The organism is Virgibacillus sp. 6R (assembly GCF_001895305.1).
Classification (GTDB): domain Bacteria; phylum Bacillota; class Bacilli; order Bacillales; family Amphibacillaceae; genus Virgibacillus; species Virgibacillus pantothenticus.
Map to the genome: position 1 here is coordinate 3,379,604 of NZ_CP017762.1, position 14,407 is coordinate 3,394,010.

12 protein-coding genes and 1 pseudogene are annotated in these 14,407 nt (G+C 36.3%); all 13 read left to right on the forward strand.

Going from position 1 to position 14,407, the window contains the following annotated elements:
• Positions 1-11: 11 nt before the first annotated feature.
• The 13 genes and pseudogenes from BKP57_RS15395 to BKP57_RS15450 all read left to right on the forward strand — a co-directional run bounded on the left by BKP57_RS15395 (position 12) and on the right by BKP57_RS15450 (position 14,339).
• The gene (locus tag BKP57_RS15395; RefSeq protein ID WP_072741905.1) at positions 12-1,151 is read left to right on the forward strand and encodes a hypothetical protein; all 1,140 of its coding nucleotides are present in this window, start codon (positions 12-14) and stop codon (positions 1,149-1,151) included.
• Between the two features lie 863 nt (positions 1,152-2,014).
• Positions 2,015-3,163 carry an exo-beta-N-acetylmuramidase NamZ family protein gene (locus tag BKP57_RS15400; RefSeq protein ID WP_072741906.1) on the forward strand — a complete coding sequence of 383 codons (1,149 nt, stop codon included), beginning with the start codon at positions 2,015-2,017 and terminating at the stop codon, positions 3,161-3,163.
• A gap of 369 nt (positions 3,164-3,532) precedes the next feature.
• Entirely contained in the window at positions 3,533-3,742 is a 210-nt protein-coding gene (locus BKP57_RS22930) for a hypothetical protein (protein ID WP_128743360.1), read from the forward strand.
• A gap of 551 nt (positions 3,743-4,293) precedes the next feature.
• The gene (locus BKP57_RS22935) at positions 4,294-4,374 is read left to right on the forward strand and encodes a hypothetical protein (protein WP_325999588.1); all 81 of its coding nucleotides are present in this window, start codon (positions 4,294-4,296) and stop codon (positions 4,372-4,374) included.
• Positions 4,375-4,515: 141 nt separating this feature from the next.
• Entirely contained in the window at positions 4,516-4,734 is a 219-nt protein-coding gene (locus tag BKP57_RS22940; protein WP_232231191.1) for a hypothetical protein, read from the forward strand.
• 254 nt (positions 4,735-4,988) lie between these two features.
• On the forward strand, positions 4,989-5,846 hold the full coding sequence (locus BKP57_RS15415; RefSeq protein ID WP_050351236.1) for a MurR/RpiR family transcriptional regulator: 858 nt from the start codon (positions 4,989-4,991) through the stop codon (positions 5,844-5,846).
• Between the two features lie 316 nt (positions 5,847-6,162).
• On the forward strand, positions 6,163-6,342 hold the full coding sequence (locus tag BKP57_RS15420) for a hypothetical protein (RefSeq protein WP_050351235.1): 180 nt from the start codon (positions 6,163-6,165) through the stop codon (positions 6,340-6,342).
• 247 nt (positions 6,343-6,589) lie between these two features.
• Positions 6,590-7,591 (forward strand): GNAT family N-acetyltransferase, encoded by a 1,002-nt coding sequence (locus tag BKP57_RS15425; protein ID WP_050351234.1) that lies wholly within the window; start codon positions 6,590-6,592, stop codon positions 7,589-7,591.
• A complete protein-coding gene (locus tag BKP57_RS15430) occupies positions 7,557-8,606 on the forward strand; it encodes a serine hydrolase domain-containing protein (protein WP_072741907.1) in 1,050 nt (349 codons plus the stop codon). The genes BKP57_RS15425 and BKP57_RS15430 overlap by 35 nt, the downstream gene beginning before the upstream one ends.
• Positions 8,607-8,812: 206 nt before the next feature.
• Positions 8,813-9,010, forward strand: a pseudogene (locus BKP57_RS15435) (PhzF family phenazine biosynthesis protein); the annotation flags it as partial.
• A 507-nt stretch (positions 9,011-9,517) separates the two neighbouring features.
• Positions 9,518-11,236, forward strand: coding sequence for a methyl-accepting chemotaxis protein (locus BKP57_RS15440; RefSeq protein WP_072741908.1), 1,719 nt, complete (start codon positions 9,518-9,520; stop codon positions 11,234-11,236).
• Between the two features lie 489 nt (positions 11,237-11,725).
• Positions 11,726-13,138 (forward strand): Na+/H+ antiporter NhaC family protein, encoded by a 1,413-nt coding sequence (locus BKP57_RS15445; RefSeq protein WP_050351230.1) that lies wholly within the window; start codon positions 11,726-11,728, stop codon positions 13,136-13,138.
• Between the two features lie 16 nt (positions 13,139-13,154).
• Positions 13,155-14,339 (forward strand): saccharopine dehydrogenase family protein, encoded by a 1,185-nt coding sequence (locus BKP57_RS15450; protein ID WP_050351229.1) that lies wholly within the window; start codon positions 13,155-13,157, stop codon positions 14,337-14,339.
• Positions 14,340-14,407 lie beyond the last annotated feature (68 nt).

The window sequence follows — 14,407 nt, forward strand, 5'->3', positions numbered from 1 at the left end:
GGAGTGAGAATATGAGAATCATTTGGTATGAGATTAGAAAACTTTTAAATTGGAAAGTACTAGGTTTAGTTTTACTGATTAGCTTACTATTTTTTGAACAGTTTTTAAGATTTGATTTTGAGCATTTTCCAAATGGTCGACCAGAAGGGGATACTTTTAATGTTACGAAACAAATGATCAACAAATATGGTCAAGAAATGGATGAGAGAGAATTTCAGGATTTTAAAGAAACCTATAAAGAAGAGGTTAATAAAGCAAATGCCTATTTACAGTCTCGGGATGATTTTGCTGAAGTAGGTGTAACCACCTATGAACAATTAACTAATATGGATCAAGAAAATGAAAATGAAACTATTAATGAATTATTCAATGATGTTATGTTTGATAAAGGTATAGATGTGTTTTGGGAATTGCAATCTAGAGAAGCAATTATAGAGTACTATGAGGTAAGAAAAGAGTTTTTTAATGGAGAAACAGCTTCGATCGATGCTCCAGAATGGAAACAGAAAATTCTTGATGGATCTATTAATGAAATATTACCGAGTTTTGTAATTGAAAATTATAATAATTTAATTACTATGTTGTCCATCCTTATCATTCTTAGTGTAATGATCGTAGTCGGAAGAATTTTCATTATTGACCAGCAAAATAATGCAATTTACTTGCAATATACGACCAATATCGGACGCAAACTGTTTAAGAAAAAACTAATGGCATCCATGATAACATCTTTTCTTATTACAAGTGTGTATATTGGTGCATTTTTAATACTATATTCTTTTAATGATACACAGATCTTTTTTGAATCAAGTTTGCACTCCTTTAATGCCTTTACTTTTAATTGGCTAGATATGACTTTCTTGCAGTATATATACCTAACCATCATTGGTGTATATTTGCTAGCATTAGTAGCTGCTGCCGTAACGACCTATTTATCAAGAGTTGTTAGTAATTATATTTCGCTAATTGGTGTACAGGTTCCAATAGCAGTCGTATTAATTATTCTAATATTTGAATATCTGGTGTCAAACTTATTTAACACTGCGTATCCTATGTGGATTACAATCGGAACTTATTTAGGATTATTAGTCCTTGGAGCATCCTTTTTAATAGTAAGGTGGAAAAAAGAGCGAAAAATAGATATTGTATAAAGTAAGTTTACCGTTGATAGTTAAAACAGATATGCAAAAACGATGGAATATAAGACAAATTTCAAAAAAGGATCTAAAATTATAAACAGTACCTAATAAAAGATTCCAATCATCCTTGATGACGGGAATCTTTTTCATTGTTAGTGCTTAATTAAACTTCAATTTTGATGTTTTCTCCGCTAATTGATCCGCACACCTATGTGAGATGCAACGGAAAATCATTGTAAAAAAATGTCAATAAAACGTGATTTCAACTCGCCTGTATAATGTGCGATGTGAAAACAATGTAGAAAAACAAGGTCATATCAATTTCAATCTACACATCTAAACAGGATGCGACGGTAAATCTATCCCAAATAAGGAATTAAGAAATGAGTGAATTAATAAAGCGATGTTTGAATAAAATGAAATGATAATACAATATTTTTAATATTATTTTGATTATCTATTTCAAATATTAACTTTCTATGGTACTATGAAATTGATAAAAAGTAGAGATTATACAATATCTGATGAAAGCGATTGCAATTAATGGCAGGAAAAAGCTAAGGGGGTAATTATGGATGAAGTAGTCTCCATTACAGAGAAACTTGGCTGAAACCTATGTTTTCGAATTGGATCAGAAACAGGTGCTACTATGACCTCGAGATAGAGATACCTGAAGAGATCGTGGCTGCTATCTCATATGTTCAGCTCGTATATTGGGATTAAAAACAAGTAATAGGTATAAGTTCGAGATCCTTGTTAGATGTAAATAATAGCTCTGATAATCGTGTCAAAGTGGGCAGTCTCTCAAGTTTGGTACTTATGTGGATCGCAACAAGGTCATTTTCAAGATATGAAATTAAAGTGAGTGATAATTAATGAAACTCGGTTTAGATGTATTTTTAGACAGAGAATATAAACAATTTAAAGGTCAAAAAATTGGTCTAATAACTAATATTACAGGGGTGAATAAAAGATTAATTTCATCTATTGATCTATTTCATGAACACTCCGCTATTGAACTTACGGCTTTATATGCACCAGAACACGGTATACGTGGTGATGCTAAAGAAGGAGAAAAAGTTGAATCAACCGTGGATCCTTATACAGGACTACCAGTGTATAGTCTTTATGGCGCTACTAGAAAACCATCAAGGGAGATGTTAGATCCAGTAGATGTTTTAGTTTTTGATTTACAAGATATCGGCTCCAGATACTATACGTTTATTTATACGATGGCTTATGTGATGGAAGCATGTATGGAGCTGGGAAAGCAATTTGTTGTATTGGATAGACCTAATCCAATATCTGGAGCGAAAATGGAAGGTAATTTGGTTGAGGAAGATGTTCGTTCTTTTGTAAGTCTTTTGCCAATTCCAAATAGACATGGGATGACAGTAGGTGAACTTGCATTATTATTTAAAAATGAATTTGGTTATGATTGTGAATTAACAGTTGTTGAAATGGATGGCTGGAAAAGAGAGATGTACTTTGACCAGACAGGTTTGTTCTGGGTGTCTCCATCCCCAAATACTACTACATTGGATATGAGTATATTGTATTCAGGAACTTGTTTAGTAGAAGGTACAAATTTATCAGAAGGCAGAGGTACAACGAAACCGTTTGAGGTTATTGGTGCTCCGTTTATAGATGGGCAAAGGTTAGCAAAGGTTTTCAATCAGAAAAAAATAAATGGTGTATTGGCAAGATCGACATCATTCAAACCTTTCTATCAAAAGTATAAAGATGAACTATGTGGAGGCGTTCAGCTTCATGTGGAAAATCGACATCTGTTAAACTCTTTAGAAGCAGGGGTTATTTTACTTGAAACCATCGCCGCTCTTTACCCTAATGAATTTTCATTTATAAAAAATGAAAACAATAAATACTTTTTTGATTTATTGGCTGGTACAAAATCTTTAAAGCAATTAATTATAGAAGAAAACGGAAGAGAGTTTATGAATTCTTGCGAAAATAAACTGCAGTATTTCCAACAATTAAAAGAACCATATCTCATATACAAATAGAATGAATAAATTGTCAATTTTACAACTGAAATGCGAAAACATGACAATCGATAACATGTCTACTATAAAAGTTTTAACAATGATAATGAAGATATGTCAGTTGCATATAGCGTACAGAAAGTGCTTCCTAAAGTAGAAGAGGCTGTTGAAGCGGTGTAGCAGCAATTGAAAAAGGTGGGGAATTATATTATATAGAGCAAGCACAAGTGGACGTAATGGTACTTTGGATGCTGTGGAATGCCCTCCTACTTTATAGTACGCGCCAGCAGATATGGTGCAAACTATCGATGAAACATAAAAAACTGTTGAAGGTGCGAAGGATGATGAATTCTTAGGTTCAACGATCTGATGAATCATAATTGACGGAGCATGATTTGGTCGTTGGAATTGCTGCGAGCAGGAGTCCCCTACGTTATAGGTGCATTAAAATATACAAAACAACTAAGTGCGATCTCTGTAAGTCTTACAAGTAATAAAAATTCAGTTATAAGCAAATATGCAGATATTAAAATTGAAGTAGTAACTAAACCAGAAGTGTTGACAGGATCAACACGTATCGAAAGCAGCTACAGCCCATAAATGCTATTAAATATGATTATAATCACAGTGATGATAAAACTGGGAAAAGTGTATGAAAATTTTATGGATGATATAAAGATAAGTAATGAGAAATTAAAAAGTTCGAGTTAAAAATATTGCTTTAAATACTACGAATGCATCAGTAGAATACCCGAAGAAGTTTTAAAACAAACGAATTAGGAAATCAAACCAGCAATTGTTATGATAAAAACAGGTGTTTCGATAGAATTAGCAAATAATTATATAAATGAAGCAAATGGTTTTGTATGCCAGGCAATTTGAATTAGCTGATAAAAGAGGAATAAAATAGTGATTTCCTATCCAATATCAAACTGGTGATGAAAAACAGATCGTTACTTTATGGAATGAATCCCTTTGGAAAGATCCAATCATTCCAAACCGCTTTAGAAATTTAGTGTTATCGGATATTAATTTTATCCAGAAGTCCTTTAATTAGTATTTGATCAAAATATAAACTTATTGGGTGTGAATGCGCTGTCAGAAGATTATCCACCATACTTGGAACCGATCTTGAACCAGATAAGGGCTGGATTCCCTTCTTCTTTGTGGATAAACATTATCGTAAATCGGGTGTTGGTTCACGGCTTATACTGAAGCTACTAACTTTGTAAAAAAGCATAGGAGGAAGTACGCTGTTTTCTTTGCATCTTATGCTCCAAATTATATTATGCCTGGTATTGGCGAAAGGGCTTATCCAGAAGCGTATCAATTTATCTTAGCGATTTAGCAACTTTATTCCCGATTACAATCCAGTGGATTTAAAGCTGACTAATGAAGTTAGAGAGCTCGTCCAACAAAGAGAGAGTGAAGGGGATAAGTTTAATCAAGTAGAGCATCAGGATCTGTATGAATTAATTCAATTTGTTAATACTGTAGGGAGATTTGAGAGAAGGTTTGCTAACAAGGGCTACCCATGGAAAAGGATCCTTGTTGCTAGACAAAAAGGTAAAGTTGTTGGATTCTGTATATAAGGCGGTTATGAAGGAATTCCAGAAAGGATTGGACCTTTAGGACGGGCCCCTGATCAGCAAGGAAAGAAATTGGAGAAAATTATACCAAATTTTATGCTTGCAACATATGAAAGCTGAAAGTCTGCACAGGGCTTCGTTTCTATGGACGGGGGAGAAAACGTCTGCAGGCTATCTTTACTCAAAACAAGCTTCCAGATAACTCGTAGATTCTATGTAATGAAAAAAGAAATTTAATAGTAAAGTGAGTTGAGGTTATGACAAATGGTGGTTTAGTTATATTAGCGGAAATGCTGGATAAATTGCCTCCTTCAGAAAAGAAGATTGCATCCTATATTCTAGATCATCCACAAGAATCAATTTCTTTAACAGCAAATGAACTAGGAAAAAGGAGCTCAACCAGTGGAGCCGCAGTCATCCGTTTATGTAAATCCCTTAATTTGAAAGGGTTTCAAGATTTAAAGTTAAGAATTGCTGGGGATTTGCAGAAGCCTGATGATCAAGTAGGATATCAGGATATACAGCCAAACGAATCGGCTAGTTCTATTATTAAAAAAATGACCGATAACTCGATTCAAACTATTCGTGAAACAGCTAATTTGCTTAATACAGAGGAATTGCAAAAAGCAGTGGAGGTGATGAGAGGAGCTAGGCAGATTCATTTTATCGGTGTAGGGGCTTCGAGCATCGCTGCAGAAGATGCTCAACATAAATTTTTACGCATTGATAAAACAGCATATGCATTTAAAGATATGCATATGGCCGCAACGCTTGTGGCTAACGCATCTGAGGACGATGTGGTGGTAGGTATCTCTTTTTCAGGAGAAACACAAGAAATTACGAAAATATTGCAATTGGCAAACGAAAATCAAGCTACTACAATAAGTTTAACGAGGTATGGCAAATCAAATGTGTCCGACCAAGCGAAGATTAATTTGTATACGTCAGCGACTAATGAACCGACGTTTCGAAGTGGAGCTACATCTTCAAGGATTGCTCAATTACAAGTCATTGATATTCTGTTTATGTGTGTCGCTTCGTTACAATATGAGGATAGCGTGAAGCATTTAGGGGCTACAAGAGATGCAGTTGACTTTTTTAAATGGCAGTGGTAAAAAACCTTAAATACGATTATAGACAATGGAGGGTTAGCTCGTTATGGGTTAATCCTTTCGTTTAATGGAGGCGGATATTATGTATTTTTTAGGTATTGACGGAGGTTGAACCAAAACAAAAACAAATTAGGAATGGTTAAGGCAGAGGGAACAGTGGGAGCGACAATAATGGGTTAGATGCGGCGACGATGAGACATGAGTTTGAAAAATTGTTTGTAAGTAATATTGCAAGAAAGCGGGAATTCATCATCTAAGTGAGCTTAATGCTGTTTTCGCTGGTCTCTCAGGTGTTAGCAGATTAGGTGATAAACAATAGATGCAAGAATTGCTTTCATCGCTTGTAAATTATGAATGTGACGTATACGTGGATAACGATGCCGTAACTGCTTTATATTCTGGAACACTTGGACAACCAGGAATCGTACAAATATCTGGAACTGGACCAATTACATATGGCATTAATCAAAGAGGCGTTCATGAGTGTGTCTGTGGATAGGGGCATTTTATTGATGAGAGGGGAAGTGGCTTTAGTCTTGGGAGAGATGTATTAAGTGTTGCGTTTCAAGCGTATGATGGCATGCAAAAGCCAACTATTTTAGAACTGTGGAGCATTATCAAGAAAACCATCGCCGGATGTCATTCAATTTGTGGGGGCAATTTTTGCTGTATTAAAAGTGAAAGGTATCGCTGTTGACGAAAAAATGTTTGTCAAAAATTATAATCCATCAAGAGGGTGAGTAAAATTGAAGATATTGGCCTGGAATTATTCTTATTTAGAAGAAATAGTTAGTCTATGGAATCGGGAGTTGGGGAGTGATTTTCCAATGAAAAAAACACTTTTTAAACAAAATAGCTTTCAAGATCAGAATGTATGCCCCGATGCTTCTTTAATCGCTTTGGATAATGGAAATGTTATTGGTTTCATTGTTGCGAAAATTTGGCAGGAAAAACTGCCAGTTCAAATGTCTGAAACGACAGGCTGGATTCAAGTGCTTCTCGTTGATCAAAGTTACAGGAACAAAGGAATTGGTACAAAGTTGCTTTCACAAGCAGAAACAGTTTTATTTAATAGAGGTGTAAAGCAAATCTTACTAGGCCGTGATCCTTGGCATTACTTTCCAGGTGTTCCTATAAATGATGAAAGAACAAAGCATTGGTTTGCTGCAAGAGGATATGAATCATACGGAACTGAACATGATTTACTGCAAACCTATACTCGGAAAAATGCTATTACTAAACCTGATCTTCCGGAAGTGGAGTTCTCTATACTGGATATCGAGGAAAAAGAGGATTTCCTGATGTTTTTAAATCGATGCTTTCCAGGACGTTGGGAATATGAGGCAATGAAGTATTTTGAACTTGGTGGGACAGGACGTGAATTTATTGTGATGAAAAAATACGGACAGATTATCGGTTTTTGTAGAATTAATGATCCTCAGTCACCGATTATTGCTCAAAATGTCTATTGGGCTCCATTATTTGAAGCATCTCTTGGCGGAGTAGGTCCATTAGGTGTGGATGCTGCAGAGCGCGGTCACGGCTACGGTTTGACAGTGGTTGAAGCAGGCATTGCTGAGCTTAGAAAACGAGGTATTCAAAACATTGTAATTGACTGGACAGGGCTTGTGGATTTTTATAAAAAGCTTGGATTTGACGTTTGGAAAAGCTATGAATCATTTAAAAAATCAATCGAAGAACAGGTGGTCAAGCATGAAGAAGAAAGTTCTAGAATTCCTGCAAAATGAAATCGATCTCAAGCATATTCCTGGTGCAGTTATTCAAGTCTCCTTTCAAGGAGAGATTTTATTAAAAGAGGCGATAGGGAATAGAGCTGTTTATCCAACATCAGCTCCGATGCAGCTTAACACGATTTTTGATCTTGCCTCATTAACAAAAGTAGTTGCTGCATTACCTGCTATTCTAAAGCTAATAGATAACGGCGAAGTACGGTTAGAGGATCCAGTCAGCTTCTTTCTTCCGGCATTCGCTCAAAATGGAAAAGAACAGATAAAAATTCGGCATTTGTTAACACATACTTCTGGATTGAGGGCACACAGGCATTTTTATAAGGAGGGACTTACGAGTGAGCAAGTGTTGGAGCGTATTTATACAGAAAAAATGGAGTCTGAACTGAATACGAAAGTGGTATACAGTGATCTTAACTTTATGATGCTTTACAAAGTAGTGGAGGAAATAACAAGGGAAGCCTTTTATGATTTTGTGGCAAGAGAAATCTTTCATCCTTTAGAAATGACTGAAACGATGTATAATCCTACCTGTGCTCCTGAACGATATGCTGCCACCGAATACAGCCAGCAACTTGGAAATTATAAACAAGGCATCGTTCACGATGATAACGCTCAATCCATGGGAGGCATAAGTGGACATGCGGGTCTTTTTTCTACTATATCCGATTTAAATCATTTTACCTCCATGATTGAAAATGGTGGCATCTATAAAGGAAGACGTATATTGTCAGAAAGGGTTCTAGATTTGTCCAAAAAGAATTATACTTGTTTGGCAGAAGAGCATCGGGGGCTTGGCTGGATGTTAAAAAGTCCTGCATTATCATCCTGTGGCGATCTATTTTCTGATCTGTCCTATGGTCATACAGGCTTTACCGGAACAAGTATGTGGTTCGACCCTGAAATTCAGTTACATGTTATTCTGTTGACTAATCGGGTCCATTATGGAAGACAGCCACATATTATTAGACTACGTCCACGCTTACATAACTTGATAAGAGCACACTTAAATTGAGGTGTGAAAGTGGGAAGTTTGCAGGCGGTACTAGTGAGTTGTTTTTACACATTTACTTAGATAGTTACTCGTCTTTTCTCGTACAAAAAAATAAGTAAGTTTAAGGTTAACCATAATATACAATGGAGATGGATTTTTTGAGCGAAGAGGTTGGAATAATGTAGAATAATAAAAAATATATAGCTTAAACTTAGGGGGAATGGGGTATGAAGCCGATAACAGTTTGTCATTATGATGCATTTAGTAAAGAACCAGGTATGGGAAATCCAGCGGGGGTAGTGCTAAATGGCGATGAATTGGCAGACGAAGAAATGCAAGAAGTTGCTTTCAAAGTTGGTTTTAATGAAACAGCCTTTCCGATTAAATCCGCTGTAGCTGATTTTAGAATATATTTCGTAAGAGGTCTTTAAGTTTTACCATTACGATACTAACCATCAGTGGGGATGAATCAAAACCTCCCACTGTGAAGATTCACTTTATCTGACAAGAGCTTGCTTTACAAATGAGCTCTTATTTTTATGCCTAAGTTTCCTCCTCAAATACAGCATACTACTATAAAGAACCTAGTTTTAGTAGAAGCAAAGTCTATCAGTGTCCTAACCCTCTCTCTGGAAAAAAGGCCTGCAGTATTATCACTCACACCTCCAGAGGGGAGTGTTGTGTACTGAACAAGTCTAAGTGTAGATAAAACGTCTTCTAAATGCCCGATTGGTTTATCTAACATTCAGTAGGTGGAGGAAAGATTTCTCCCTGAGTTGAAGAAACTTCACTTTTTCGGGAATTCGTCACTGCGGCATTTCTAGTATAGTTGTAATTAAATCAAAAATGGACTTTATGAATTTAAAAGATATGTCGATATTTTATACGATAAGCAACTTTATATATATGACGCGACCAGGGAGGATACACCATTGCTTAACCTACTAGAAAGATTAAGATTTAAAAGCTTGAAGATCGGCTGGAAATATGGTTTAACAATAGGAATTATTTTTACTTTATTTGGAATATCTACTGCTGTAGTAACCGTTCTTGCCGTTAATGCTGGAGAAGATGTAAAAGCTATGGAACGAAGAGGGGATAGAGCTATACAACTAACCGATATGGGCTCTATAACACGTACAAAAAGTATTAGAATTATTAGTTACGTGGAAAGTCCGCGAGAGAAAACTATTGATGAATATGAAGCTTACCGGAAGGCATTTAATAATCTAGAAGACGATGTAAAAACAAAAATGGACTCCGAAAAGGAATTAGAACTCTTTAATAAAATCGTTGAATTAGATAAGAAAATGAATAATCTGTTTGTGAATAGAATCATACCTGCTGTGGATAAAGGAGATATGGGCTTAGCAAAAAGTCTTGTAGACCAATCTAGTGTTATTCGATCAGAAAACGTAGACGTACTTGAGGAATTGCGAGAAATTGTTAATGAACAGCGCGATACAGCTATAAAAAAAGTGAATAGTAGTCAAGAGCTGACCATTTATGTATTACTGGGATCGATGGCTGCTTCGGTTATCTTTGGGGTAATTTTAATTATTGTTATTAGTAAGACGATATCCCATAACCTTAATAAAGTGGTGCAAGCAAGTGATCAAATTGCTAATGGAAATCTTGCTGTAGGAACAATTGATTATCATGGAAAAGACGAAATTGGTCATTTAGCTTCGTCCATAAATACGATGAGTCAAAATCTTCGAGATATTATTTATCAAGTTCATGAAGTTTCTCAAACAGTAAGTAGTCATAGTGAGGAATTAACACAGTCTGCAAGTGAAGTCCGATCAGGGACAGAGCAAATTGCTTCAACAATGCAGGAATTATCCACTGGATCTGAAGTACAGGCGAATAATGCTAGCGATTTATCATCAGTGATGGATACTTTCTCTTCTAAAGTAGATGAGGCGAGTGTAAATGGAAAAGCAGTTCACGATTATTCTAATAGCGTACTTGGGATGACAGATGAGGGGAATACACTTATGGGAGCATCTGTTCAACAAATGAGTGATATTAATCAAATTGTTAAAAATGCAGTGGAAAAAGTGAAAGGGCTTGATATACAATCACAGGAGATTTCAAAATTAGTTGAAGTTATTAAAGATATTGCTGAACAAACGAATCTGTTAGCATTAAATGCCGCCATCGAAGCTGCCCGTGCTGGAGAACAAGGCAAAGGTTTTGCAGTTGTTGCGAATGAGGTTAGAAAGTTAGCAGAGCAAGTATCCTTCTCTGTATCAGACATCACAACTATTGTGGCAAATATACAAAGCGAATCTAGTCAGGTTACTAAATCCTTGCGAGAGGGCTATGTAGAGGTGGAAAAAGGGACAAATCAGATTCAAACAACTGGAGAAGCCTTTAATGATATCCAAAAGGCAGTACAAGATATGGTTGTGAAGATTCAAACGGTTACGAGTAACCTAGCTTCAATCTCAGCAAGCGGGAAAGAAATGGATGCATCTATAAAGGAAATTGCAGCCGTAGCGGAAGAATCAGCTGCCGGTATTGAACAAACCGCTGCTTCTGCTCAACAAGCAAGTAGTTCCATGGAGGAAGTTTCTAATAGTTCTGCGGAGTTAGCAGCCTTGGCAGAGAATTTAAATGAGCTTGTACGTAAATTTAAGTTATAAGTGCGAATGAGTGAGACACATATAAAAATCGCACAACAACCTGTTAGCACTGAGCCAGGTATATGAAAATCGTACAACAACTTGTTAGAACCGAGCAACAAGCACCTGATTTCGGTCAACTACTTTTTTGTTCTAACCCAAATTCTATTAATATAGATTAAGAAGAACTCTCTATTTGTTGCCACTTAAAAATGACGAGAACACCTGTGTTTTCGTCATTTTTACTCCATTTAGGAGGCTCTAGAAACTCCACCCCCGATTTCAACGCTATTACCTCGAGTTCTGCTGGTTTGGTTGAGATAGTTGTAGCCGGGGGTTGTTGATATTTTTTGAACCCTTTACAATATATTATGAATACGTACTCCTTTTAAGTTCTGGGTCAATCTGTGATAACGCAAAAAAATCTGTAAAGAAAAACAAATCATTGTTCTAAATGCAGGATATTATCATATATAAATGTAAACGCTTTCTTTATGAGGGGATGTTCAAATGCATGGAGTTGCAACCTTGGGGTTCGTGTCTGTATTACCGCCGCTAATTGCAATTGTACTCGCTTTTTGGACAAGGGATACAATCTTATCGTTAGGAATTGCTTGTGTGATTGGGGTGTTTTTAGCGGGAGAGGGGTTATTAGGATTTCCTAATCTAATGAAGCAGGCTTTAGGTAACGAAGGTTTTTCTTGGATTTTTCTTCTAGAAATATTTATTGGGATACTAATTGCATTTTTTCAACGGACAGGAGCGATTCAAAGTTTTTCCGAAATCATCGGTAGAAGACAAAGATCAAGAAAGCGAATTGAAATATCAACGTGGTTTATGGGGCTTTTCGTTTTTTTTAGTGATTACTTTAGTCCAGTATTTGTTGGAACTACAATGCGTAAAGTTACAGATAAAGTAAAAATGTCGCGTGAAAAGCTGGCATATATTTGCGATTCCACATCAGCACCAGTAAGTGTTATTGTTCCAATAACTGGGTGGGCTGTATTTATCTCTGGTCTGTTAATTGGTCTAGGCCCCATTCAAAATGAAACCGATGCGCTAGCTGTATTTACTAAATCAATCCCATTTAACTTCTATGCTGTATTGTCTGTAGTGTTAGTAGGGCTTATCGCTTCTGGAATTATTAAGGATTTTGGGCCAATGCGAAAAGCTGAACTACGTGCACAACAGGAGGGGAAATTAATACGTGACGGATCAACACCATTAATATCAAAGGAATTAACGAATATTGATCCGTATTTTAAAAACAAATTGCTTAGTATTAGATGGAATTTCTTTTTACCAGTCCTGATTATTATTACAATTGCACTTGGTACTTATATCGGGCTCGGTTCAGCTAAAACAATGGAGGCTTTCTTAGCTGCGACTGTATTTTTAGGAATCATCATGCGGTTTCAAGGAATTCCAACCAAAGATATTATGGACACAGCACTTAACGGCATTAAAGGAATTATGCCTGCTGTAATGATACTAGTTTTTGCATACACCATTAATGCATTAAGTGAACAAATGGGAACAGCTACTTACTTGATTCAAATTACAGAAGCTTGGTTAAATCCAGGATTACTACCAGCTATCACATTTTTATTAGCAGCAGTTATCGCCTTTTCTACAGGTACGTCGTGGGGAACATTCGGCATTATGATTCCACTAGCAGTACCACTTGCCATTGGTTTTTCGGGAGGGGAGATCGATATGATTGTTTTATCTACAATTGCAGCAGTTGCTGGTGGTGGAGTATTTGGTGATCATTGTTCACCACTATCTGATACTACTATTTTAGCGTCGACAGGTGCTGCGGTAGATCATATTGATCATGTAAGGACACAAATTCCTTATGCTGTATTAGTAGGGATTATTGGATTGGTCATCTATTTAACACTAGGATTATTAGGATTATAGGGTGGGAGGTTATAAAATGAAGGTTATTGTATTAGGGGGATCTGGGTTACAAGGAAGAGCAGCTTTACAAGATTTAGGAAAAAGTGATGATGTGACGGAGATAGTGTGTGCGGATGTTAATTTCGCCGGAGTAAATCAATTTCGAGATCACCTTGCTATACAAAAGATGTTTTACAGAAAAGTAGACATTACTTCTGAACAAAATGTAGCATCATTATTTAGAGAGGGGGCTGATGTAGTTATTGATCTGTTACCAAAACAATTCAATGATACAATCGCAAAAGCAGCTGTCGAATTTGGAATACCGATGGTGAATTGCTCCTATGCTAATGGGATTTCTAAAGAGACCTACGAGAAAGCTCTGGAAAATCAAGTAACTATTATGCCGGAGGCTGGCTTAGATCCAGGAATTGATTTAGTCTTATGCGGTTATGGAGTTAGTCAGCTAGATGAAGTACATGAATTATATTCTTACTGTGGAGGCATTCCTGAACCAGAGGCGTCCTATAACCCTTTACGTTATAAAATTAGCTGGAACTTTAATAGCACACTAATGTCGTATCAGCGTAAAGCATGCATGTTAAGAGATAGAAAGGTTATTGATATTCCGGTTAGCCATCAGCATGACCAAGAATGGGTAGAGACTATAACTATAGGAGAGCGATCAGATTTAGAGACGATACCAAACGGAGATGCCATTCAGTTTGCAAGCTTACTAGGAATTGAAAAAGAATTAATAAATACGGAACGCAGAACAATAAGATGGGCTGGGCATGCTTCATTTTGGCGTAGTATGGTTCAATTAGGGTTTTTGACAACAGATCCTGTTCCAGGGCTTGACTGTGATGTAACCCCCTATGAATTTTTACTAAAACATTTGGAACCTCGCCTTCAGTATAAAAGAAATGAAAAAGACCTTGTGTTAATGAAAAATATAATAAGAGGTAAGAAAAATGGCAAGAGTGTTGAGCTCATCTATGAAATGGTAGATGAAAGGGACTTGGAAACTGGACTATTTGCTATGAATAAGACAGTTGGATACACAGCTAGTATCGTAGCACAAATGGTAGGAAATAAAACAATCACAAAGCCGGGTGTGCTCTCCCCTACAACAGATATCCCATATGAAATGTTTATTAAAGCGATAGAAAAGAGAGGAATAAAAATTAATGAACAGAAGAACATCTGGAATGGTACTTAATATATTTTCATTAATATATTAGTCCAGCAGCTATTCCTTCATAGGACGGAAATAGGTGCCAAACAATG